The organism is Buttiauxella sp. WJP83, from assembly GCF_027594725.1.
GTDB lineage: Bacteria > Pseudomonadota > Gammaproteobacteria > Enterobacterales > Enterobacteriaceae > Buttiauxella > Buttiauxella selenatireducens.
This window is the reverse complement of the sequence record NZ_CP110080.1, coordinates 2,040,953-2,065,319: the sequence shown is the minus strand read 5'-3', so window position 1 is coordinate 2,065,319 and position 24,367 is coordinate 2,040,953. Positions and strand designations below refer to the sequence as shown.

Here is a 24,367-nt window from a genome sequence, read left to right as displayed (position 1 = left end):
TTTAACTCGGTTCGAAAAATCAACCATTTATACCCAAGCGATTCGAGATGCAGGCAGGCGGCAATTGAGTGAATCCCGATGAGCTTACTTGAGTAAGTGATTCGGGTGAACGAGAGTAGCCAACACCCCTGCATCTTGAAGGGCGACGGGTAGAATAAGAGGATTTTATGCGCTTACTTCACACCATGCTACGCGTCGGCGACCTGCAACGCTCCATCAATTTTTACACTAACGTACTGGGCATGACCCTGCTGCGCACCAGTGAAAACCCTGAATACAAATACTCTCTCGCGTTTGTTGGTTACGGCCCGGAAACCGAAGAAGCGGTTATCGAACTGACTTATAACTGGGGCACCGATAGCTACGATTTAGGTAACGCGTACGGTCACATCGCTCTGAGCGTAGATAACGCAGCCGAAGCCTGCGAGCGTATTCGCAAAAACGGTGGCAATGTCACCCGCGAAGCAGGTCCAGTAAAAGGCGGTTCCACCGTCATCGCTTTCGTTGAAGATCCAGACGGCTATAAAATTGAGCTGATCGAAAGCAAAGACGCAGGCAAAGGCCTGGGCAACTAATACTCTGTTAGTGGGCGTTCGTCTCGCCCACTGCTGCATCCCTTCGCAAAATTTGCCATAATGCGCGCTGCTTTTTCCCCGTATTAAGAGATCCTGATGTCTGACAACACGCAACTGCATGGCCTGTGTGACCGTTTCCGTGGCTTTTATCCGGTAGTCATTGACGTTGAAACCGCTGGGTTTAACGCGAAAACCGATGCTTTACTGGAAGTCGCCGCCATCACTTTAAAGATGGATCAAGATGGCTGGTTATCGCCTGATGAAACCCTGCATTTCCATGTCGAACCTTTTGAAGGTGCAATTCTGCAGCCTGAAGCGCTGGCCTTTAATGGCATCGACCCGCATAACCCGTTGCGTGGGGCCGTTAGTGAATATGATGCGCTGCATGCGATTTTTAAAATGGTGCGCAAAGGCATTAAAGACAGCGGATGCAACCGCGCAATCATGGTTGCCCATAACGCGACATTCGATCACAGCTTTATGATGGCGGCGGCAGAACGTGCTTCATTAAAACGTAACCCGTTCCATCCCTTCGTCACCTTCGATACAGCCGCATTGAGCGGGCTGGCATTAGGCCAGACGGTACTGGCGAAAGCGTGTATTGCCGCTGGCATGCCATTTGACAGCAGCCAGGCGCACTCAGCACTTTATGACACTGAACAAACTGCACAACTGTTCTGCGAGATTGTGAATCGCTGGAAACGGTTAGGTGGATGGCCTCTCCCGCTGCCTGAAGAACCCGAATCAAAAGCATAAAAAAAGCGACCGTAACAGGTCGCTTTTTTATTACCGTTAATACAATACTCCAGCAACAAATTACTCTGCGTCTGGCTCTTCGGATTTGTATTTAGCAGCGGTTTCTTTAATCAATGACTGTAATTCACCACGCTGATACATCTCAATAATGATGTCGCAGCCGCCAACCAGTTCGCCATCAACCCACAGCTGTGGGAAAGTCGGCCAGTTTGCGTATTTTGGCAACTCAGCACGGATGTCTGGGTTCTGTAAAATATCAACATACGCGAAACGCTCACCACAGGCAGACAGCGCCTGCACAGCCTGGGCTGAGAAGCCGCAGCTAGGCAGTTTAGGAGAACCTTTCATATAAAGAAGAATTGGGTTCTCTGTGATCTGTTGTTGGATTTTTTCAATAGTGCTCATTGCTTGCTTCCTCAAACCTTTTACTGGCAGTAGCCTGCCATTGTAGCGATTGACACCCTCTCCAGAAAACACCATTTTTTACAGGGTCTCTGTTTCATGTGCGATGGAGGGACAACATGCATCAAGAATAACACTTTTCCCGCAGCTGCAAATCAGGAAATAACTATAAGCCCGATCAATAAATAGCCTGACAACCATTAGTTTGGTCATTTTTTTTGCGTGTGGTAACGAAACAACAAGACGAAGAGAAAAAGGTTATTAACTTTATAACCTCTTATAGATTAGAATCGGCGGGTTTCGCAAAATCATACACGGGCATGATGGTATTCATCGTGCATTCATTTTAACCAGGGGATTGTCGAGTGGCGCGGATAACAAAAATTTCTATCACGCTCTGTGCTCTGCTATTTACCTTGCCGTATACACCATTGACGCAGGCGTCTGAGCACGCTCGTCCCGTGGCTGCGCAAAAAGCGCACGTTGTGAAAAGCACAACGAAGAGCACAGAAAAGAGCAGTAAGAGTAAAGATAAAACCACTACCGCCAGCAAGAAAACTAACACCTCTTCTAAAACCACCAGCAAGAAAAAAGAATCCACTGCCTCAAAGAGTAAAATCGCTAAGAACACCAGCAGTGCAAAAACAAAACATCTTGCAAAAAATGATCGTAAAAACTCCTCCCAGCTCGCGAAAGTCCAGCCTGTTACTTTTACCGAAAAATGCAGTAAACCGCGTAAGGGCTACAAAACGCGCTGTGTGAAAGTCAAAGCAGAGCAACCAACGACGATTGCAGCAGCGCACAAAGTCCGGGTGCAGAAAGCACAGAAGACGGCGATGAACAAACTGATGGGCCAGATTGGCAAACCGTATCGCTGGGGTGGCACGTCGCCGCGTACTGGCTTCGATTGCAGCGGTTTGGTTTATTACGCTTACAAAGATTTGGTGAAATTCCGTATTCCGCGTACTGCAAACGAAATGTATCACCTGCGTGATGCTTCTCCGGTTGATCGCGGGGAACTGGAAACGGGTGACCTTGTGTTCTTCCGCACCCAAGGCCGTGGCACTGCGGATCACGTTGGTGTCTACGTCGGTAATGGGAAATTCATCCAGTCACCGCGTACTGGCCGTGATATTCAAATCACCTCGTTGAGCGAAGACTATTGGCAACGCCACTATGTTGGCGCTAAACGCGTCATGACATCTAAAACCATTCGTTAAAACCTTCACCTGCCCTGAAATGGGCAGGTGAGTTCTTCTTTTGCTTATCCTTTCAATTTGTTAACCTAAACCCGCATTAAAAGTGGTTATTTAGAAGTAAACAAAATAATAAGGAGTTAGCAATGTCGTTCGAACTACCTGCATTACCGTATGCGAAAGATGCTTTAGCACCGCATATCTCCGCTGAAACCCTGGAATACCATTACGGCAAACACCATCAAACCTATGTCACTAACCTGAATAACCTGGTTAAGGGCACAGCTTTTGAAGGTAAAACGCTTGAAGAGATCGTTCGTACTTCCGAGGGTGGTGTTTTTAACAACGCCGCTCAGGTGTGGAACCACACCTTCTACTGGAACTGCCTGGCACCAAATGCAGGCGGGGAACCTACTGGCGAACTTCTGGACGCTATCAACAAATCTTTCGGTAGCTTCGCTGAATTCAAACAACAGTTTACTGATGCCGCTATCAAGAACTTTGGCGCAGGTTGGACGTGGTTAGTTAAACAGGAAGATGGCGCTTTAGCGATTGTTTCTACTTCCAACGCGGGTACGCCACTGACGACTGCCGCTAAACCACTGCTGACGGTGGACGTCTGGGAACATGCGTACTACATCGACTACCGCAATGCTCGTCCTAACTACCTCGAGCATTTCTGGGCGCTGGTGAATTGGGCGTTTGTTGAGAAGAATCTTGCAGCGTAGAAGTTTGCTCCCTAAATAGTTCGTGTTGCGGAGCTATTTAGGGGAATGTTAATGGGCCGCGATAAGCGGCCCATCTTAATCAGTGCAGTACGGCAGTTAATGCGCCGCAAACAATCAAAGCCAGAACAATAACTGTGGTCGTGATTGAAAATTTCAGGTCGGTACTCATCAGCAACTCCTTTTTGTTACCTTACAAAACAGCCTTACAATTGATGTGTCATGATGAGTTTCCCACAATCGGAGATAAAAATCCTCACGGTTTTAACCCGATATCCATTTTCCCTCTTCCACTTTTCGCCAGGATAGGCCAAAATCCCTCGCTAATTTATTGCGTATCGTCAATTCAATGCCCTCCTCCCGTTTTATGTCGCAATCCCGGCATACCTGCAACCATTATGTTGCCTTTGGAGTCAGCGTACGCAAACGTTTAACACATTAGTAATCAGGGGGTTAAGAGATGGCCCGGAGTGAAATTTAATGGCGACAATCAAGGACGTGGCGAAGCGCGCAAACGTTTCCACTACAACCGTATCACATGTGATTAACAAAACCCGTTTTGTGGCGGAAGAAACGCGCAACGCGGTATGGGCTGCAATTAAAGAATTGCACTACTCACCGAGTGCTGTAGCACGAAGCCTGAAAGTTAATCACACCAAAACGATCGGTCTGCTTGCCACTTCCAGTGAAGCACCTTATTTCGCCGAGATCATCGAAGCGGTGGAAAATAGCTGCTTTGAAAAAGGCTATACCCTGATTTTGGGTAACGCACACAATAACTTTGAAAAACAGCGCGCTTACTTATCGATGATGGCGCAAAAGCGTGTCGATGGTTTGCTGGTGATGTGCTCTGAATATCCAGACTCCTTGCTTTCCGTTCTCGAAGAGTACCGCCACATCCCAATGGTTGTGATGGACTGGGGCGAGTCCCGTGCTGATTTCACCGACTCCGTGGTCGATAACGCATTCCACGGTGGCTACCTGGCGGGTCGTTATTTAATTGAACGCGGTCACCGCGAAATTGGTGCTATCCCCGGCCAAATGGAACGCAATACTGGCGGCGGTCGCCATGCTGGCTTTATGAAAGCACTCGAAGAAGCGGGTATTTCTATTCCAGAAAACTGGATTGTTCAGGGTGACTTTGAACCTGAATCCGGTTATCGCGCTATGCAGCAAATCCTCGGCCAGTCTCATCGCCCTACCGCAGTATTCTGTGGCGGTGACATCATGGCGATGGGGGCAATTTGTGCCGCTGATGAGATGGGACTGCGCGTACCGCAGGATATTTCCATTATTGGTTACGACAATGTGCGTAACGCGCGCTTCTTCTCACCGGCGTTGACCACCATCCACCAGCCAAAAGATTCGCTGGGGGAAACGGCGTTTAACATGCTATTGGATAGAATCGTTAATAAACGCGAAGAGTCCCAATCGATTGAAGTCCATCCGCGTCTGATTGAACGCCGCTCGGTAGCTGATGGCCCATTCCGCGATTATCGTCGTTAAGTGTTGTTGAGCCCGGGTTTACTCGGGCTCAGGTTCCTGTAACCATTCCTGATTCATCGTTTCACTGTCCCCCAGATAATCCAGTAACCAGCTCAACGCAGGTGATGCGTCGTTTTGCCGCCAGGTCAGGCAACATGCTGCGTCAGGAAACGGGTTATCCAGGGTTAATTCGCTCCACCGCCCGGAATCCAGCCACGGCCTGGCGATATGCAACGGCACCATGCCGATACACAAACCCGCGCTCAAACAATCCGAACCGGACTGCCAGTCAGGCACCACCACACGGCGCTGGTTATCTAAAAGCCAGGTAATTCGTTTGGGTAACGAACGCGAGGTATCTTCGAGTACCAAAGACGGCCAGTCACGCAGGTCATCGTCGCTTAACGTCCCACCGCGCTGTGCCAGAGGATGAGTGGAAGCCACCACACAACGCCAGCTCAACGTTCCCATATCGCGGAAGGCATAACGCCCTCCGACCGGAATAGCCTGGGTTGCACCAATAGCCACCTCGACACGACCATCCGCCAGCGCATCCCATACGCCGTTGAACACTTCCTGGAAGATGCGCAGTTCGATATCCGGAAAATGGCGATAGAAATCCACGACCAGTTGCCGCGTTCGCTCAGGTTTAACGATGTTATCAACGGCTATAGCCAGATGCCCGCGCCATCCGTTTGCGATCTGTTGGCACTGCTGCCGTGTCGTCATCATTTTTTTGATAACAGAACGGCCCTCTTTAAGGAAAAAGAGGCCCGCTGGGGTTAATTCGACATCACGATGACGCCGTTCGAATAGCGGAACGGCTAACCAATCTTCGAGTTGCCGCACCGTATAGCTAATGGCAGACGGAACGCGGTGCAACTCCTGTGCCGCACCGCTGAAGCTACCATTGCGCGCCACCGCATCTATCACTTCCAGCGAGTATTCTGACCACATTTCTCTGCTCACAAAATTTTTGAACGCAACCTACAAATATTAGCGTTTCACAAGCGTAATTGCACTCCGTACACTCTCGCGGCAATGAACCTGCAAGATTAATCAAGAGAAAATTATGCAACCTTCAAAAGGATTTCTTATCTGGCTGGCCGGCTTAAGTGTGCTGGGCTTCCTTGCCACAGACATGTACCTGCCTGCTTTCGCTGCCATTCAGCAAGATTTACAGACCGATGCATCGGCAGTCAGTGCAAGCCTGAGTCTGTTCCTGGCTGGATTTGCGTTTGCCCAGTTAATGTGGGGACCCCTGTCAGATCACTTCGGCCGTAAACCGGTATTACTGGCGGGGTTAAGCCTGTTCGCCATTGGCTGTATCGGCATGTTGTGGGTCGAAAGCGCCACTGCGCTATTGGTACTGCGTTTTGTTCAGGCAGTTGGCGTCTGTTCGGCGGCAGTAAGCTGGCAGGCTCTGGTGACCGATTACTACCCGGCGAATCGCGCTAATCGTATTTTCGCAACGATTATGCCGCTGGTTGGCTTATCCCCGGCGTTGGCACCGTTGCTGGGCAGCTGGATTTTGAACCACTTTGACTGGCAGGCGATTTTCGCCACGCTGTTTGTCATCACCCTGGTGCTGATGATCCCGACTTTACGTCTGAAACCTCGTACTCAGCATCATCCGCAAACTGAAGACAATAAAGTGAGCTTCATGTCATTGTTGAGCTCCCGAGTTTATAGCGGCAACGTGTTGCTCTATGCCGCCTGCTCCGCCAGCTTCTTTGCATGGCTTACCGGCTCCCCCTTCATTCTTAACGATATGGGCTACAGCCCGGCGGCCATCGGCCTGAGTTATGTACCGCAAACCATCGCCTTCTTAATTGGTGGTTACGGCTGCCGCAGCGCGCTGCAAAAATGGCAAGGTAAGCAGATGCTGCCGTGGTTACTGGCCCTTTACGCACTGAGCACCTTTGCGACATGGGCGGTTGCTATGAGCGGTCACGCTAACCTCACGTTGTTGCTGATCCCATTCTGTGTGATGGCCATGGCCAACGGCGCAATTTACCCGATTGTGGTGGCATCAGCTCTGCTGCCCTTCCCGCAAGCAACCGGTAAAGCCGCTGCGCTGCAAAACACGCTGCAATTAGGTCTGTGTTTCTTTGCAAGTTTAATGGTCTCCTGGCTGGTTGTGACCCCACTGTTGACCACCACCAGCGTGATGTTGGTGACGATCGTCTTGTCAATTCTGGGCTATTTACTGCAACGCAGTAAAAAAGCTGAAGCGTGGCAACCTGCTGAATCTGATGCACATTAAGCGGCAAGTTAGCGTGACACCCATATCGATAGCATGCTAACAATGTTTTATTGAACCACCGCTTCGGCGAGCCTATACTTATTAACGGCTCAACCGTCAGCACAATAATAATGAAGTTTTGACGGGAGCCTTTGTGCTCCCGTTTGTTGTTTTATGCAGCTATTTTTCATGGGCACTCGCCCTTTCTCTGTTCTACGTCGGATATCAGGCTCGCGGATTTTCCCGTGACATTTCTCACATGCCCAAAATAGCGTCTACGCTGTTTTAAGGTTCCTCACACAAAGGTGATGGAGAAGCTATGAGTTCATCGTGTATAGAAGAAATCAGCATAAAAAATAACCCGTGGTATCGAATCGTAAGCGAAATGCTCACGCAGGCTGGTGTGGAAATAAATGGCCCGCGCCCTTTCGATCTCCAGGTTAAGCATCCCGACTTTTTTAAACGCGTCCTGCAAGAGGGCACGCTGGGGTTGGGTGAAAGCTATATGGATGGTTGGTGGGACTGTGACCGACTGGATATTTTTTTTCACAACGCCATTCGCGCCGGACTTGAAAACCAACTCCCCCATCATTTAAAAGACACGCTTCGGGTTGCCGCCGCTCGCATTATCAACCTGCAATCTAAAAAGCGCGCCTGGATTGTCGGTAAAGAGCATTACGACCTCGGTAATGATCTATTTACCCGCATGCTTGATGAGCATATGCAATATTCCTGTGGTTACTGGAAAGACGCCAATACCCTTAGCGACGCGCAAAATGCCAAGCTAAAAATGATCTGCGATAAGCTGCATCTCGAACCGGGTATGACGCTGCTGGATATTGGATGTGGTTGGGGTGGGCTTGCCGAATTTGCCGCACGACATTACGGTGTGGCGGTTCACGGGGTAACGATTTCTGCCGAGCAGCAAAAAATGGCGCAGGAGCGTTGTGTTGGGCTGGACGTCACTATTTTGCTGCAAGACTACCGCGATCTGGATATGCAGTTTGACCGCATTGTTTCCGTCGGTATGTTCGAGCACGTGGGTCCCAAAAACTACGCCACTTATTTCAACGTCGCTGACCGTAATCTAAAACCCGACGGTATTTTCCTGCTGCACACCATTGGCTCCAATAAAACCGATAATATCGTCGACCCATGGATAAACAAATACATCTTCCCGAACGGCTGTTTACCTTCGGTACGCCAAATTGCAGAAGCCAGCGAAGGACATTTTGTGATGGAGGACTGGCATAACTTTGGTGCCGACTATGACAAAACGTTAATGGCCTGGCATGAAAGATTCCAGAATTACTGGCCGGAAATTGCTAATAACTATTCAGAAAGATTCAAACGCATGTTCAGTTATTACCTCAATGCGTGTGCGGGAGCCTTCCGCGCCCGCGACATTCAGCTCTGGCAAATCGTCTTCACTCGTGGAGTCGAACATGGTTTACGCGTTCCACATTGATTCATCGACTACCCCGGCGCTGTCGGGGTAGTCTCTCTTTTAACCCTCCGTAGCATTTTCATAACAAAATGTGGGGCTCCTCACGTTTCCAACGCTCCTTTACTCACGATTTTGATCTCGCTAACACTTATCTCTTTCCTTGATGGAAACCGGTTTCCGTTTTGTTTCACAATCAGTCCACTTACAAAATGCTAACAAGGATACCGCCATGAGCATGTACCAAAAAATGGTCAATGTGATTGAGCAAAAAGTCACCCCCATGGCCGGAGCAATGGGCTCTCAGCGTCATGTCATCGCCATCCGCGACGGCTTTATCTCTGCGCTACCGTTTATGATTATCGGTTCTTTCTTGTTAGTGTTTATTTTCCCACCCTTCTCACCCGACAGTTCCTGGGGCTTCGCGCGCTCGTGGTTAAAATTCTCCCTAAACTACCGGGAACAGCTGATGTTGCCGTTTAACCTCAGCATGGGTGTGATGACCTTCTTTATTTCAGTCGGTATTGGAGCAAGCCTCGGGAAGCACTATAAGCTCGACCCGATAATGACCGGATTACTGGCCTTTATGGCTTTTTTATTGGTCGCGGCTCCCTATAAAGACGGGCATATTTCAACGCAATACTTCTCGGGCCAGGGTATTTTTACCGCCCTTCTGACCGCCATTTATGCCAGCGAAATGTACGCTTTCCTCAAACGCCACAACATCACTATCCGTTTGCCGAAGGAAGTGCCAACCGGTGTGGCGCGTTCGTTTGAGATTCTGATCCCCGTTGTCGTGATTGTGGCCACACTCCACCCGCTGAATTTATTTATCGAATCCACGACGGGAATGATTATTCCAGAAGCCATTATGCATCTGCTCGCGCCGCTGGTTTCGGCATCGGATTCACTCCCGGCGATTCTCATTTCGGTATTTATTTGCCAGATCCTGTGGTTTGCCGGTATTCACGGTGCGCTGATTGTCACCGGCATCATGAACCCGTTCTGGATGGCAAACCTTTCAGCTAACCAAACGGCGCTGGCCGCAGGCAATGTGCTGCCGCATATTTATCTGCAAGGTTTCTGGGATCACTATTTGCTGATTGGTGGCGTGGGTTCCACGTTGCCCCTCGCTTTCCTGTTGCTACGTAGCCGCGCCATTCACCTGCGCACTATCGGTAAAATGGGTGTGGTTCCAAGCTTTTTTAATATCAACGAACCGATTTTATTCGGTACACCCATCATCATGAACCCACTGTTCTTCTTACCCTTTACTTTAGTGCCGATGATTAACGCAACCCTCGCTTACGTTGCGACAAAATTAGGTTGGGTTGCGCAAGTTGTATCGTTAACACCGTGGACGACGCCTGCTCCCATTGGCGCATCGTGGGCTGCAAATTGGGCGGTAAGTCCCGTAATCATGTGTCTGATTTGTATGGTCATGTCGGCTGTGATGTATTACCCCTTCCTGAAGGCTTACGAGCGCACCCTGCTGAAACAGGACGAAGAGCGCAACGTGCAGGAAAGCAATAATCCAGTCGCCGCAGATTAACCATTTTTTGCCTGCCCTGATGGCAGGCACGTCAAACGAGGAACGAAAATGAAATATGTATTCCCTGATAACTTTTGGTGGGGCAGCGCGAGTTCAGCACCGCAAACTGAAGGCGAAACCCTCTCTTTTGGTAAAACAGCCACCATTTGGGATCAGTGGTATAAAGAGCAACCGACCCGCTTCCATAACAACGTTGGCCCAGCGGATACCTCGACGTTCTATAAAAACTGGAAAGAAGATATCGCGCTGTTAAAACAGCTCAACCACAACACCTTCCGCACCTCGATTTCCTGGGCGCGTCTAATCCCTGAAGGGCGCGGAACGGTAAATCAGGAAGCGGTGACCTTCTACAATCAGGTGATCGACGAGTTGCTGGCGCAAGGTATCAAACCGTTTATCAACCTGTTCCACTTCGATATGCCAATGGTGATGCAACAGCAAGGCGGCTGGGAGAATCGTGACGTTGTCACCGCTTACGCTGAATTCGCCACGGTTTGCTTCGAACTCTTTGGCGATCGTGTGAAGCATTGGTTTACCTTCAACGAGCCGGTTGTCCCTGTTGAAGGCGGCTATTTGTATGATTTCCATTACCCGAATGTGGTGGATTTCAAACGTGCAGCGACCGTGGCTTACCACACCATGATTGCGCACTCTCTGGCCGTAAAGGCTTACCATGAGCGTAACGACGGTGGAGAAATTGGTATTATCCTTAACCTCACACCATCCTATCCACGCTCGCAAAATCCGGCCGATGTCAAAGCAGCCAATATTGCAGACCTGATGTTTAACCGCAGTTTCCTCGACCCAGCTCTGCGTGGTGAATACCCGCAGGAACTGGTCGCGTTGCTGAAAGAACACGGCCAGTTACCTGCATGCCAGCCAGAAGATAAAGCCTTGCTGGCCGCAGGTGTCGTCGATTTGCTGGGCATAAACTACTATCAGCCGCGTCGAATCAAATGCCGCGACTCGCTGGTCAACCCGGATAGTCCGTTTATGCCGGAATGGTTCTTCGAGTCTTACGAAATGCCGGGCCGCAAAATGAACCCATACCGTGGCTGGGAAATTTACGAGCAAGGGATCTACGATATTCTTACTAACCTGCGTGAAAACTACGGCAACCCGAATTGCTATATTTCCGAGAATGGCATGGGCGTTGAGAACGAACAGCGTTTCGATGAGAACGGCCAAATTCAGGATGATTACCGCATTGATTTTGTGCGCGAGCACTTGAAGTGGCTGCACAAAGGTATCAGCGAAGGCAGCAACTGCCTCGGTTATCATATGTGGACGTTTATTGATAACTGGTCATGGTGTAACGCCTATAAAAACCGTTACGGTTTTGTCTCGTTAAACCTGGAGACTCAAGCACGCACCATCAAGAAAAGCGGCGAATGGTATCGCGCGACCGCGGCTGAAAATGGCTTTAACGATCGGACGTAATCTCAGTATTCGGGCCGCAAGGCCCGTTTCTGGCTGAGGACTGGGAAAAGACCATGTCGAATATTAATGATGTAGCGCGCCTGGCGCAGGTTTCTAAAGCCACCGTTTCGCGCGTATTAAGCGGCAGCCGAGGTGTCAAAGAAGAGAGTCGTCAGGCGGTATTACGCGCAGCCGAAGTTCTGAAATACACCCCGAACGCCATTGCTCAATCCCTAAGCAGCCAGTCGACAAACTGCATTGGGGTTATTTGTGCCACTGAGCATATTCAGCAGTCCACAGGCTACCTGCAAGCGCTGGAAAAACAGCTCAATCATCATCATAAGCACTTGTTACTGCGCTTTGCGAATGAACCCGACAGCGTAGCGCAAGCCGCGCAGGAGTTATCTAACGGTTTGTGTGATGCGCTGGTGGTCGTGGGCGCGCGTTTCCCGCTCCCGGACCTCGCCGACGATATCATGCTGATTGATTGCCTGAGTGGCTCAAACAATTTCAGCATTCAATGCGATCATGTTTTTGCTGCTGAAACCGCCGTGCACTATTTATGTAATCAGAAACGGCGGCATATCGCGTTAATTAACTTTGCCAGCGGCGAAGCGGCAGCGTTGACGCTAGAAGGTTATCATCAGGCCCTGCACAACCATGTCGTGCCTTTTAACCGCCAGTTAGTCATTGAAGATGAGTCGTCAGTACGCATTGCGCTACAACGTCTGATTAACCGTGGCGTGAAGTTTTCTGCCCTGTTAGTCACCGACGACACCCAGGCGCAAGAGGCGGTCATGATGCTCAATCAGTATCAATTACACGTGCCGGAACAGGTGATGGTCTTTAGCCTGGACGGTTCAACCAGAATGCCAGGATCACACGCTATTCCCGCCATCAAATATCCGCTAGAAAGCATTGCCCGTCGGGCCGTCGAAGTACTATTAGGAGAGCGCCAGGCCAGCAATGTGGTGCGAGGAAGTTTATTAATTGCCTGAGGTGATTAAAAATAAAGCGGGTGAAGATACTCCCCCGCTTTTGCGTCGGATTAAACCTTAGGCAACACTGCAGCTAATGTCGCTTCACGTTGTGCAAGCACACGTTCAACGGTATCGACAATCGCCTGAGTTTGCGGGTCAATCTCAATATTGATGCGGTTACCCAGCTTCTTACTGCCCAGAGTGGTGCGCTGAAGCGTTTCTGGAATCAAATGCACACAGAAACGTGTCGCGGTCACTTCACCCACGGTCAAACTAATACCGTCAATGCCGATATATCCTTTATGCAGGATATATTTCATCAAGGTTTTGTCCTGAATTTTAAACCAGATCTGACGGTTATTTTCTGAGGTAAGAATTTTGGACACCTCAGCCGTGGTCATAATATGCCCGGACATAAGATGCCCGCCGATTTCATCATTAAATTTGGCAGCACGTTCGACGTTAACACTGTCTCCCACGACTAACTCGCCGAGATTGGTGATGCGCAGCGTCTCTTTCATTAGATCAAAGCTGACGTGGTTGCCATTAATTTCCGTAACCGTCAGACAACAACCGTTGTGCGCAACCGAAGCCCCTGTTTCAAGGCCGGGTAACATCGTTTCGGGCATTGCGACAACATGCGTGCGGAAGTTCGGTTTCTCATCAATGGAGACCAGGGTTGCGGTGCCCTGCACAATACCTGTAAACATCGTAAAGCTCCTGAAATTAAATGGCAGCTAATAATTTTATCACGCTGCACTTTAACAGTTGGTAAAAAGGCTTGCCAGTTCCCACTATTTTTAGACTAGCGAAATCAGATTCTCCCGCTACAATACTCTGGTTAATTTCCCTGCAATTTCTTTTACTGCCATTTAAGGCGGTCTTGTTGTCTCTCTAAAAATTAAAATAATCAGGTGTAAAAATGCAGAAGTACATAGTTGAAGCCCGCCAGCTACTTGCACTGGCGATACCCGTGATCCTCGCGCAGATTGCACAAACTTCAATGGGGTTTGTCGATACGGTGATGGCCGGTGGCTACAGCGCAACCGATATGGCCGCTGTGGCAATCGGAACCTCTATTTGGCTACCCGCCATCCTGTTTGGCCATGGCTTACTGATGGCTCTGACGCCGACTGTTGCACAACTTAATGGCTCAGGCCGTCGTGATCGCATTGCTCACCAGATTCGCCAGGGCTTTTGGCTGGCAGGATTTGTGTCGGCACTCATCATGATTGTGCTCTGGAACGCGGGCCATATTATCCATGCGACTAAAAATATCGATCCACAACTTGCCGATAAAGCCGTGGGCTATTTGCGCGCGCTGTTGTGGGGCGTTCCCGGCTATTTATTCTTCCAGGTGGCCCGTAACCAGTGTGAAGGACTGGCGAAAACCAAACCTGGCATGGTGATGGGGTTTATCGGCCTGTTGGTTAACATTCCGGTCAACTACATCTTTATTTATGGGCACTTCGGCATGCCTGAGCTTGGTGGCGTAGGCTGTGGTGTCGCTACCGCTGCGGTGTACTGGGTCATGTTCTTTTGCATGATCTCTTATGTGAAGAAGGCACGCTCAATGCGCGACATACGCAATCCTTCAGGCTTCGTCCAGCCTGACTGGAAAGTGATGAAACGCTTAACTCAGCTTGGGTTGCCGATTGCATTGGCACTGTTTTTTGAAGTTACGCTGTTTGCGGTCGTGGCATTGCTGGTTGCACCATTAGGCATTATTAACGTCGCCGGTCACCAGATTGCCCTGAACTTCAGCTCGCTAATGTTCGTGTTGCCGTTGTCACTTTCCGCGGCGGTCACGATTCGCGTCGGCTTCCGTTTGGGCCAGGGTTCCACGCTTGATGCCCAAACCGCTGCGTGGACAGGGATTGGCGTGGCGATGTGTATGGCGACGCTCACCGCCGTTTTCACCATCGTGATGCGCGAACACATCGCCCTGCTCTACAACAACAATCCGGAAGTGGTCGCGCTGGCAGCGCACCTGATGCTTCTGGCGGCAGTTTACCAGCTTTCTGACTCCGTTCAGGTGGTCGGTAGCGGCGTGCTGCGTGGGTATAAAGATACGCGTTCGATTTTCTTTATCACTTTTATCGCCTACTGGGTGCTGGGTTTGCCGAGCGGCTACATTCTGGCGTTGACCGATTGGGTCGTCGCACCGATGGGGCCAGCCGGGTTCTGGACTGGTTTTATTATCGGTCTGACCTCAGCTGCAATCATGATGATGCTGCGAATGCGTATGTTGCAACGCCAGCCGTCAGTGCAAATTTTGCAGCGCGCGGCGCGTTAAAACACAATAGCCGCCGTTTTGGCGGCTATTTTTCCAGCGAGTTGCACAGATGCGCAGCAAACGAGTGAATTCTGGAAGAAAATTGCTGTTTTCCACTTGCAAGGCTCGGGGGCTGCCGCTAATATTCGTCCCCGTTGTCACAGACAACATGATGCGTCCGTAGCTCAGTTGGTTAGAGCACTACCTTGACATGGTAGGGGTCGGTGGTTCGAGTCCACTCGGACGCACCATTTAAAGTTTTACCGCAGTATTTATCATCGTAACAAAACAGTGCGTCCGTAGCTCAGTTGGTTAGAGCACCACCTTGACATGGTGGGGGTCGGTGGTTCGAGTCCACTCGGACGCACCATTCTTAGTTGTAAACTCCCCTGATTCTTCTCCCGTTTTCAAATTCTACAAAATCACTATTCTCTTTATTCCATCGATAAAAATCACCCAGATCCGTAACGACTGAAACAATGCTACTTTGCAGAGCATCCATGCCCTGCGTTGTTGTTATGCCTTCGCGTCTGATGTTTTTGTGGTGATGATGCTGACGGGTTTTGCTACTTCAGTGGTCACAGGCTTGCGGTATTTATCCAACAAATGAATCTGGATTTTTCGCAACAGGTCGCCGTTGAGTTTGTAGAGGCGGAAATAGAAAATCAGGGTTATCAGGAAGAACACTGCTGGCAGCGCAATCATAATAAATTGCATTCCAACCACGGTACTTTCCGTTTGTGGAGTATTTGGCACGTATCCGATAATGCCAAGCACCAGGGCGATGAAAAAGGCGGCAAATGCCGAGCCCCCTTTAACCACCATAGTTTGCACCGAATAGGCAATACTCTCGCAGCGCACGTTGAGTTTGTACTCCCCGTAATCCACCGTGTCTGCCACCATAATCACCTGCAACACCCAGAAGAGCGCAGTACCGGCATTGAGCAAAACGCCAGCTAGCGAAATCAGCCAGACGTTGTGATACCCCGCCAACGCTATCCAGAGCAGCACCCCACTACCCAGAATCGGTAACACGGAGGCCCCTGCCCACAACAGGCGGCGCGACAGCGCTTTTACCAGTCGAGGGAACAGAATCAGGGTTAACAAGTTTGCCGCCCCCGCATATGACATGTAGTACGGGAAGAGATCGGCATCGCCAATAACATAGGTGAAGTAATAAACCGCAAACCCAGCGATGATATTTGATGCGATGTTATAGGCCAGCGCCATCCCCAACACGCAGGAGAGCTGATCGTTTTTATAGATCAACGCGATAATGGCTTTTAATGACAGACGACTGCTGTCAGATGTTGCGTCACTGTCAGATGAGTAAACCTCTTTGACATTACGCAACGTGATGAGGGTCGAGGCGATGAAAAAGGCAATCAGTATCAGAGTAAACATCTGGAAGCCGAACCCGCGATCCCCGCCCCCGACATAATTCACGAACGGCAGCGTTATCCCTGCGGTGATAAACCCTGAGAGACTGGCAAAAAAGCGCGGGAAAGGCACCAGTTCCTCGCGTTCGCGTTTATCCAGGGTAATGGTTGGCACCATCGACCAGAACGGAATATCCATGATGGTGTAGGTCATCCCCCACAATATATACGTGACGCAGACAAACACCACTTGGGTCGTACCTTCAAAAAGATGCGCGCTGAACAGCAAAAACAGCACGACGGAGTTGGCAATCGTCCCGACCAAAATCCACGGTTTAAATTTCCCCCATCGCGTGCGCGTACTGTTCACTATCCAGCCCATGATCGGGTCGTTGATGGCATCCCAGATCCTTGCCACCAAAAACAGTGTGCCCACCAGGCCCACCGACAAACCCACAACATCGGTGTAGTAATACATCAAGTACATGTAAACGATACCGATAGCGAAATCTTTACCAAATGCCCCAAATCCATAACTGAGTTTTGTTGTAATCGATATGCTCATATAGGGTACAGGGTCACTGTTACCAGTGCCCTCCTTCTGTTATTAGACTCGTCAGGTGCCGGGAATAAAACCCGGCATTCGCTCTTATACGCGGTGCAACCACGCCGGTAACCAGTTGCCATGGGACGCAATCAGATCGTCAACCAGAGCATAAATCTCCTCGATCCCCAATACCGCAGCGGTATGCGGGTCAAGCATGGCGGCGTGATAAACGCGCTCACGATTCTCGGTCAAAATCGCTTCGGTCAACAGTGTCTGGACATTAATATTCGTTTGCATCAACGCGGCAAGGTGGGACGGCAACAACCCGATATGCGTGGGTTGAATACCGTTGGCATCCACCAGGCACGGAACCTCAACACAACAGCCCTGCGGCAAGTTTTCGATCAGGTTATCGTTGCGCACGTTGCCGTAAATAACACTCGGTTCACCGGTCCACAACGCGTTCATGATAGTGCTTGCATATTCACGCGACGGTTTAATGTCGATTCTTTCGGCGGTTTTATACTCCTCCAGCTCTTTACGCCAGTTTGCCAATTGTTCAACGCAGCGCTTCGGATATTCGTCTAATGGCACTTTATAACGCGCAATCAGATCTTCACGCCCTGGCTTAATAAACCACGGCGTATATTCCGCAAAGTGTTCAGAAGATTCCGTCACGAAATAACCCAGCTTTTTGAACATCTCGTAACGCACGATATTTTCACATCGCGTATTGCCATGTTGATTGAGTTTCGGTGCCTGCCCCGACTCATAGGCTTGCAGCAGTTCAGGATAGATGCTGACGTACTCGCCATCGGCCGTTTTTCTCTCCAGCGACAGATAAAACGCCATATGGTTGATCCCGGCACTTCGATAACGCAGCGAATCCGGGTCGATAGAGAGATCCCGCGCCAACTCTTCTGCGGTTCCCTGCACCGAGTGGCACAACCCCACCTGTTTAATATGCGGATAGCGCGCGTACATCGCCCAGGTATTCATCGCCATCGGGTTAACGTAATTGAGCATCGTGGCGTCCGGGCAAACCTGCGTCATATCCTCACAAATTTGCCATAGATGCGGGATAGTCCGCAGCGCACGCATGATGCCGCCAGGCCCTAAGGTATCCGCAATGGTTTGCTCAAGGCCGTGACGTTTACAGACCTCAAAATCGGTAACGGTACAAGGCTCATAGCCACCAATCTGGAAAGCGACCACCACGAAATCTGCATTCTGGAGAGCGGCTTTCTGGTCGGTATGGCAGGTAATTTTGCCGCAGGCGCCCGCTGAATCCATCAGCTTTCGCACCACGATATGCGACTCTTCAAGGCGGGTTTCATCGATATCCATCAGGGCGATATGGGCGGATTTCAGGGCCTGGCGATGGAAAACATCACCGAGAATGTTTTTAACAAAAATCGTGGAACCCGCGCCAATAAAGGTAATTTTAGGTGCTGACATTCTGCTTCTCCGAGACATGATTGAACACTCTCAGAGTGGCACGCAGATTTGCGCTTCTCCTCCCTCTTCCCGACCGAGCATTCCGGAATACTCAGATTATTTTCACTGCGCCGTTAAATCTGAGTTTTCCGGAGTTTTTAACCTGGAAAGAAGAGGTTTCAGGGAAATCAGCAATAATCTTGTGCCCTAGCTCGACAAACCTCGGACGTTTCACAGGTGCTTTTCCAGGTTTATGCCACAATATCTGATTATTCAGGAACCGGAGAGAAAAATGGATTTCATCCCAGTGCGCCTGCCGCCCGACCCGCATATGTGCAACAGTACCGATCAAAAAACGCGTAGCCCGCTTTCGCTCTATTCGGAATACCAGCGTATGGACATCGAGCTACGGCCACCGCACTCAATGGAATCCTGCCACTGGCACGGCCAGGTAGAGGTGAATGTCCCCTTCGATGGCGATGTTGAATATCTGATAAACAATGAAGTGGTGCAGATTAAACAGGGGCATATCACTCTGTTCTGGGCCTGTACGCCCCATCAACTCACCCGCCCCGGTCGCTGTTCAAAAATGGCGATTTTTAATCTGCCGATGCATCTGTTTCTCTCCTGGCCATTGGACAGGCAGCTCATTAACCATGTCACCCACGGCATGGTCATCAAATCACTGAACGCTCAGCAGCTCAGTCCTTTTGAGGTCGAACGCTGGCAGCAGGAGATAAACAGCCCCAACGAACAAATTCGGCAGTTGGCAATCGACGAAATTGGGCTCATGCTCAAGCGTTTTAGCCTGTCCGGCTGGCAACCCATTCTGGTCAATAAGACACCGCGCACGCAGAGCAACGGCAATAACGTTTCACGCCATGCGCAATTTTATGTCAGCCAGATGCTGGAATTTATCGGTGCGAATTACGATCAGGCGCTGACGATTGAACGCGTCGCCGAGCATGTCAAACTCAATCCTAACTATGCGATGGGGATATTTCAGCGGGTGATGCAGTTGACCATGAAGCAATATATTACCGCGATGCGCGTTAACCATGTGCGCGCCCTGTTAAGTGATACTGACAAGTCGATTCTCGATATTGCGCTCACCGCTGGGTTCCACTCCAGCAGCAGTTTCTACAGTACGTTTAATAAATATGTTGGGATGTCACCGCAGAACTACCGCAAGCTCAGCCATTTACGCAGCTCGAGTTTTTAAACCTGGAACCTTTATCAACGGGTTACGGGCAGCTGAATACTTCGGTCCAGTTGTAGTTTGTGAACGCTAATTTCACTTCAGCTGAGACGTCGCCGTAATGGTGTGTTTGCTGCGCCTGAAAATAGTTTCTGAAACGCTGTGGCAGGAACTGCGCCTGATAGCGCACCAGCGTGCTGTGCCAGAATGGAGGCGGCAACGGTATATCGCCATGACGTTCGTGGAGTTTACCCCGCCAGGGGGAATCAATCAGCCGACGGGCAAACGCCTCTTTTGCCCGCAGACTGCCAATATCCGGTGTCCCCGCTATTAACAGTTGATTCGGCAATGCCACCAGCTGCAATTTGCGCACGCTCACCGTCAGGTTTTTTGCATGTTCGGCAAAAATGGACAGGAGTTCGGGATCGACATCGGCGATGTCACTGCGCTGGTATTGCGGCATGGTAATAGCAAAAAAGGTAAAGTGCAGCCCACTCAAAGGCATGACGTCAGCGCGTGGATCGTTTTCAGCAAGCTGATGCAGTTCTTGCAACAGCTGCGTTAACGGCGGAGTCAGCGCAGGCTGGATACCGCTGGTAATCGCCAGCTTGTGCGGATCATAAAAAGCTTCGTCCCTCACCAGCCCAATCCCGGAATGCGCATTCCATTGCTCAAGGGTTTTCTCGCTGGTACGGCGATAAAGCTGCGGAAAATCATCAGAATTCAACACATCGACCTCCTCGATCTCTTTGTCTTGCAAAAATAGCCCATTTTTTCTCATTATCCGAATTCTCAGGCGAAAACGTGTCCCCGCGCTCACTCAACTATACTGAGTTCTGTATTTACCGATCAGGAGTTCAGAATGTTTGATAAAACAGCAGACAAAGTTAACGAAGCAGCAGGTACGGCGCGTGAATTTTATGGCAAACATACCCAGCGCCCTGATGAAGAATTAAAGGGAGCGGCACGCAAATATGCGTCACAAGCCAGCTACGCCGTACGAGACGCAGCAGATAATGTGCGGGATCAGGTCTCGACCAACTCGGTTGCGGGTTTAGCCATTGCCGCGGCGGTAGGTGTCGTATTTGGCTTCTTGCTGGGCCGTAGATAACAGCCGCCTGGCGGGTGACCCTGCATTTACCCGCCAGAAACCCAACGGCCCGCACATGGTTTTATCAAGTTGCCGAGCGATTAAATATACTCAAAATATGACCGAATCAAAAAAGTGTTATCTAAACCGCAGTTAAATTGAAAACACATAACAGAAATTTCTTAGCTTAATATTAAGATTGAACCAGTGAAAATAAAATAAGGCCACTTTTTTTAAAATGTTCGCCATGATGACACCCTTCACAAAAAGCATGTAATAACATAAAGTTACACAATCAAAACCCACAAAAAGCTGCTTATCTTTTAATGATTAAATTCGATTAAGGTTAAGTTAAGGTTCGCAATGCTTAAATAGACACCCATGAAATTAATGGGTCAGATTTTTATAACTAAATAGTTTCGGATAGCTGTAGCTTTTGGAATCAATGACTTCTCGGAGATGTTAATGCCCGTACTTTTCAGGATTAAGCTTATCCCACTGGTTTTACTGTTGGCTGTGGTTTTTGCCTTTTTGCTTAACTGGCCAGTATTACTGCATTTTTACGATATTTTGACCCATCTTGAGCATGTCAAAGTGGGCTTTGCTATCTCTATCCCGTTCGTGTTGGTCGCAGCACTCAACTTTGTCTTCATACCCTTTTCTATTCGGTATCTGTTGAAACCATTTTTTGCTTTTCTGCTCGTCACCGGTTCAATGGTCAGCTACTCGACGTTGAAATACAAAGTGATGTTTGATCAGTCAATGATCCAAAACATCCTGGAAACGAATCCACAGGAAGCCCATTCCTACCTGAATGGCTCAATCATTTTATGGGTGTTGTTAACCGGTGTACTGCCCGCTATCTTGCTGTTTTTAATTGAGATTGAATATCCAGCCAAGTGGTATAAAGGCATCGCATATCGCTTGTTGTCCATGGTTGCATCCCTGCTGTTGATTGGCGGCGTGGCGGCACTTTACTATCAGGATTACGCCTCCGTTGGGCGCAACAACTCGACGCTAAACAAAGAAATTATCCCGGCGAATTACGCCTATGGCACCGTACGCTATCTAAAAGACACCTACTTCACGACCAAAGAACCGTTCCAGACATTAGGTGATGACGCCAAACGTGTCGCCCATAAAGAAAAACCTACCCTGATGTTCCTGGTGATTGGTGAAACCGCGCGTAGCCAGAACTTCTCGATGAACGGTTATTCACGCGACACTAACGCCTTCACCAGCCAGACGGGCGAAGTTATCTCGTTTAAGAATGTGCATTCGTGTGGTACTGCCACCGCCATTTCCGTGCCGTGCATGTTCTCAAATATGAACCGCACCGACTACGATGCCAGGAAAGCCTCCAACAGCGAAAACTTCCTCGATGTGGTGCAAAAGACCGGGGTTTCGTTGCTATGGAAAGAAAACGACGGTGGCTGTAAAGGTGTGTGTAGCCGGATCCCGACTATCGAAATTAAACCCACCGATAACGCGAAATTGTGCGATGGCGAAACCTGTTACGACGAGGTGATGCTGGAACATCTCGACGAAGAAGTGGCTAAAATGGCCGGGGATAAACTCATCGCTTTCCATATGATTGGCAGCCATGGACCGACCTATTACAAGCGTTACCCGGCTGAAGATCGTCACTTTATGCCTGAGTGCGCGCGTAGCGATATCGAAAACTGTACGCAAGAACAACTGGTCAACACCTACGACAACACTATTCGCCATACCGACCGTGTACTGGCTCAAATGGTGGAAAAACTGAAAAAATACAGCGACCAGTACAACACCGTACTGCTGTATGTTTCCGATCATGGTGAGTCATTGGGAGAAAGTGGCCTGTATCTGCACGGCACACCGTACAAACTGGCACCGGACCAGCAAACGCATATTCCGATGCAGGTGTGGATGTCGCCCGGTTTTATCAGCGACAAACATATGAATATGGCGTGTTTGAAAAATAATGCGGTTAAAAACGACTACTCACACGACAACCTGTTCTCATCAGTGTTAGGGCTTTGGGACATTACCTCCAGCGTGTATAACCCTGACCTTGATTTGTTCCGCGAATGTCGGAGTTAGTCCACTGTTGAGCATGGTTTAAACTGTTGCGGCAGCCCGATTATTGGCTGCCGCAAAACGTTTATCAGATGTTCAGAAGCTAAAGAATTTTCTTCAGATCCATCTCTTCCTGGATACGGTCACAATAAGCCGCATGGGTTTTGATAGCCTCATCAACTCCGGCGTTATACAACGCAGGCCCCAACTCTTTAATGACGAAATCGGTGAAAAAATCGGCATCAAACTGCTCGAGCGTTAAATCGAAATTCGCCTCACAATAATCCACCAGCTTCTGCCGAATATCTTCCTTGTCATTCAGGTTCAGTTTAATTTCAGTCATCACATATCCAGATAGCAAAAGGGTTTAACGTAATCTAACGTCCTCCCCGGCAGTCTTCAACCTCAGTGGCCATTAACCTTAGCCACATCATCTGGATTCGCCTGCGGTGCCCCATTCCCCCATGTTCCTCTGACATAATTAACGACATTCGTCATTTCATCGTCAGACATCACCTCTTTGTAAGCAGGCATTTTAAACGAGATATTGCCCTGGGTTTGTGGTGTTTCTGCACCATGATAAATAACCGAAATTAATGACGAAGGATCGTCAGCGGTAATTAAAGAGTTATTCACCAGCGAAGGAACCGTGAAATCTTTGCCTTGACCGTCATCACCGTGGCAGGTTGAGCAATACATTGAATAGAGCGTTTTGCCATCGGTCGGTTTATAGACAATGGTACCGTCTGGCGAAACCGGCGCTGTGGCCTTGTGATTAAAACTCAGCAGATAAAATGAAATGGCATCGAGATCGTTTTCGTTCAGATATTGCGTACTCTGCGTGACGACCTCGCTCATTGGCCCGGATATCGCGTTATGCTGGCTCCTGCCCATACGCAATAAATCCTTTAATTCATCCTGCGACATAGTGATATTTCGCAGCGATGGCGCATACCAGCCATCAATCATCGCGCCGCTAAGATAAACATCGCTGGATGCGTCATACGCTTTTTCCTGCATAGCCACGCCCCTTGGGGTATGGCAGGCTCCGCAATGCCCCGCCCCTTCGACTAGATAAGCACCCCGGCTCAGTAATTCGCGGTTTTTATCGGCCTTCGTTGCTGGGTTATCCGCCTTCACCTCGTCGATAAAGAACGTATTCCAGACGTGTAACGGCCATCTGGCCGAAAGCAGCCAGGGTATCTCATTCTCTTTGTTTTTCTCCGGGGATGCAGGCACTTCATTCATGAAATAATCATAAAGCGCGTGAATGTCGTTATCGGTCATTTTGGCATAAGAGGGATACGGCATCGCGGGATATAGCGGATGACCCTCCTTTGCAATGCCCTGTCTGACGGCTTTTTCGAAATCATCGTAGCTATATTGACCGATGCCAGATATTTTATCGGGCGTTATATTGGTCGAGTAAATATCCCCGAGCGGCGTGGAAAACTTTTTCCCGCCCGCCATGGGTTGGCCACCTTCAACGGTATGGCAAGCCACACAGTCCGACACTCGCGCCATATATTCGCCTGCAGAAATCGCCGAGGCATTCCCCGTCACTAACAAGCAGCCGATAGCCAGTAAAGTCTGTTTCATGT

23 protein-coding genes and 2 tRNA genes are annotated in these 24,367 nt (G+C 49.5%); 16 read left to right on the top strand and 9 right to left on the bottom strand.

Annotated features, from left to right (window positions below; translation table 11 throughout):
• Positions 1–167 precede the first annotated feature (167 nt).
• Positions 168–575 carry a lactoylglutathione lyase gene (gloA, locus tag OH773_RS09560; RefSeq protein ID WP_270145148.1) on the top strand — a complete coding sequence of 136 codons (408 nt, stop codon included), beginning with the start codon at positions 168–170 and terminating at the stop codon, positions 573–575.
• 96 nt (positions 576–671) lie between these two features.
• Positions 672–1,331 carry a ribonuclease T gene (gene rnt, locus OH773_RS09555; protein WP_183269447.1) on the top strand — a complete coding sequence of 220 codons (660 nt, stop codon included), beginning with the start codon at positions 672–674 and terminating at the stop codon, positions 1,329–1,331.
• Positions 1,332–1,391: 60 nt separating this feature from the next.
• Here the strand turns inward: rnt and grxD are convergent, their stop codons facing one another.
• Positions 1,392–1,736 (bottom strand): monothiol glutaredoxin 4, encoded by a 345-nt coding sequence (gene grxD, locus OH773_RS09550; RefSeq protein ID WP_034455369.1) that lies wholly within the window; start codon positions 1,734–1,736, stop codon positions 1,392–1,394.
• Positions 1,737–2,098: 362 nt separating this feature from the next.
• Between grxD and OH773_RS09545 the strand changes: the two genes are divergently transcribed.
• Together OH773_RS09545 and sodB are read left to right on the top strand one after the other, a co-directional pair.
• Positions 2,099–2,953, top strand: coding sequence for a C40 family peptidase (locus OH773_RS09545; protein ID WP_270145145.1), 855 nt, complete (start codon positions 2,099–2,101; stop codon positions 2,951–2,953).
• Between the two features lie 122 nt (positions 2,954–3,075).
• Positions 3,076–3,657, top strand: coding sequence for a superoxide dismutase [Fe] (sodB, locus tag OH773_RS09540; RefSeq protein WP_270145143.1), 582 nt, complete (start codon positions 3,076–3,078; stop codon positions 3,655–3,657).
• A gap of 79 nt (positions 3,658–3,736) precedes the next feature.
• Here the strand turns inward: sodB and cydH are convergent, their stop codons facing one another.
• Positions 3,737–3,826 (bottom strand): cytochrome bd-I oxidase subunit CydH, encoded by a 90-nt coding sequence (gene cydH / locus OH773_RS09535; protein ID WP_034495793.1) that lies wholly within the window; start codon positions 3,824–3,826, stop codon positions 3,737–3,739.
• Positions 3,827–4,134: 308 nt separating this feature from the next.
• Here cydH and purR point away from each other — a divergent pair, with 308 nt between their 5' ends.
• Positions 4,135–5,160, top strand: coding sequence for an HTH-type transcriptional repressor PurR (purR, locus tag OH773_RS09530; protein WP_183269450.1), 1,026 nt, complete (start codon positions 4,135–4,137; stop codon positions 5,158–5,160).
• A gap of 18 nt (positions 5,161–5,178) precedes the next feature.
• Here purR and punR read toward each other — a convergent pair whose 3' ends face one another.
• Positions 5,179–6,096 carry a DNA-binding transcriptional activator PunR gene (punR, locus tag OH773_RS09525; protein ID WP_270145139.1) on the bottom strand — a complete coding sequence of 306 codons (918 nt, stop codon included), beginning with the start codon at positions 6,094–6,096 and terminating at the stop codon, positions 5,179–5,181.
• A gap of 115 nt (positions 6,097–6,211) precedes the next feature.
• On the opposite strand from punR, the gene punC reads away from it, so the two are divergent.
• From punC to OH773_RS09500, 5 genes are all read left to right on the top strand, one after another.
• Complete coding sequence (punC, locus tag OH773_RS09520; RefSeq protein WP_270145137.1) at positions 6,212–7,405, top strand: purine nucleoside transporter PunC; 1,194 nt, start codon at positions 6,212–6,214, stop codon at positions 7,403–7,405.
• 298 nt (positions 7,406–7,703) lie between these two features.
• A complete protein-coding gene (gene cfa / locus OH773_RS09515) occupies positions 7,704–8,852 on the top strand; it encodes a cyclopropane fatty acyl phospholipid synthase (protein WP_270145135.1) in 1,149 nt (382 codons plus the stop codon).
• Positions 8,853–9,060: 208 nt separating this feature from the next.
• The gene (locus OH773_RS09510; RefSeq protein ID WP_270145133.1) at positions 9,061–10,380 is read left to right on the top strand and encodes a PTS sugar transporter subunit IIC; all 1,320 of its coding nucleotides are present in this window, start codon (positions 9,061–9,063) and stop codon (positions 10,378–10,380) included.
• 48 nt (positions 10,381–10,428) lie between these two features.
• Complete coding sequence (locus tag OH773_RS09505) at positions 10,429–11,820, top strand: glycoside hydrolase family 1 protein (protein ID WP_270145131.1); 1,392 nt, start codon at positions 10,429–10,431, stop codon at positions 11,818–11,820.
• 53 nt (positions 11,821–11,873) lie between these two features.
• Positions 11,874–12,797 (top strand): LacI family DNA-binding transcriptional regulator, encoded by a 924-nt coding sequence (locus OH773_RS09500; protein WP_270145129.1) that lies wholly within the window; start codon positions 11,874–11,876, stop codon positions 12,795–12,797.
• Between the two features lie 50 nt (positions 12,798–12,847).
• Here the strand turns inward: OH773_RS09500 and OH773_RS09495 are convergent, their stop codons facing one another.
• The gene (locus OH773_RS09495) at positions 12,848–13,489 is read right to left on the bottom strand and encodes a riboflavin synthase subunit alpha (protein ID WP_183269457.1); all 642 of its coding nucleotides are present in this window, start codon (positions 13,487–13,489) and stop codon (positions 12,848–12,850) included.
• Positions 13,490–13,701: 212 nt separating this feature from the next.
• Between OH773_RS09495 and mdtK the strand changes: the two genes are divergently transcribed.
• The 3 genes from mdtK (at position 13,702) to OH773_RS09480 (ending at position 15,424) form a co-directional block, all read left to right on the top strand.
• The gene (mdtK, locus tag OH773_RS09490; RefSeq protein WP_270145127.1) at positions 13,702–15,075 is read left to right on the top strand and encodes an MdtK family multidrug efflux MATE transporter; all 1,374 of its coding nucleotides are present in this window, start codon (positions 13,702–13,704) and stop codon (positions 15,073–15,075) included.
• Between the two features lie 153 nt (positions 15,076–15,228).
• A tRNA-Val gene (locus OH773_RS09485) sits at positions 15,229–15,305 on the top strand.
• A gap of 42 nt (positions 15,306–15,347) precedes the next feature.
• Positions 15,348–15,424, top strand: a tRNA-Val gene (locus OH773_RS09480).
• Between the two features lie 146 nt (positions 15,425–15,570).
• On the opposite strand, the gene melB is transcribed toward OH773_RS09480, so the two are convergent.
• Positions 15,571–16,998: a melibiose:sodium transporter MelB gene (gene melB / locus OH773_RS09475; RefSeq protein WP_270145125.1), complete on the bottom strand. Its 1,428-nt coding sequence runs from the start codon at positions 16,996–16,998 to the stop codon at positions 15,571–15,573.
• An 84-nt stretch (positions 16,999–17,082) separates the two neighbouring features.
• The gene (locus tag OH773_RS09470) at positions 17,083–18,438 is read right to left on the bottom strand and encodes an alpha-glucosidase/alpha-galactosidase (RefSeq protein ID WP_270145123.1); all 1,356 of its coding nucleotides are present in this window, start codon (positions 18,436–18,438) and stop codon (positions 17,083–17,085) included.
• A 271-nt stretch (positions 18,439–18,709) separates the two neighbouring features.
• Between OH773_RS09470 and melR the strand changes: the two genes are divergently transcribed.
• On the top strand, positions 18,710–19,639 hold the full coding sequence (gene melR, locus OH773_RS09465) for a transcriptional regulator MelR (RefSeq protein ID WP_270145121.1): 930 nt from the start codon (positions 18,710–18,712) through the stop codon (positions 19,637–19,639).
• A gap of 22 nt (positions 19,640–19,661) precedes the next feature.
• Here melR and OH773_RS09460 read toward each other — a convergent pair whose 3' ends face one another.
• Positions 19,662–20,345, bottom strand: a complete 684-nt coding sequence (locus OH773_RS09460; protein ID WP_270145120.1) for a hypothetical protein — start codon at positions 20,343–20,345, stop codon at positions 19,662–19,664.
• Positions 20,346–20,477: 132 nt separating this feature from the next.
• Here OH773_RS09460 and OH773_RS09455 point away from each other — a divergent pair, with 132 nt between their 5' ends.
• Positions 20,478–20,726, top strand: a complete 249-nt coding sequence (locus tag OH773_RS09455) for a CsbD family protein (protein ID WP_270145119.1) — start codon at positions 20,478–20,480, stop codon at positions 20,724–20,726.
• Positions 20,727–21,170: 444 nt separating this feature from the next.
• Entirely contained in the window at positions 21,171–22,790 is a 1,620-nt protein-coding gene (locus OH773_RS09450) for a phosphoethanolamine transferase (RefSeq protein ID WP_270145118.1), read from the top strand.
• 79 nt (positions 22,791–22,869) lie between these two features.
• On the opposite strand, the gene OH773_RS09445 is transcribed toward OH773_RS09450, so the two are convergent.
• Together OH773_RS09445 and OH773_RS09440 are read right to left on the bottom strand one after the other, a co-directional pair.
• Complete coding sequence (locus tag OH773_RS09445) at positions 22,870–23,109, bottom strand: DUF2164 domain-containing protein (protein WP_183269465.1); 240 nt, start codon at positions 23,107–23,109, stop codon at positions 22,870–22,872.
• Between the two features lie 62 nt (positions 23,110–23,171).
• Complete coding sequence (locus OH773_RS09440) at positions 23,172–24,365, bottom strand: cytochrome c (protein WP_270145117.1); 1,194 nt, start codon at positions 24,363–24,365, stop codon at positions 23,172–23,174.
• Positions 24,366–24,367 lie beyond the last annotated feature (2 nt).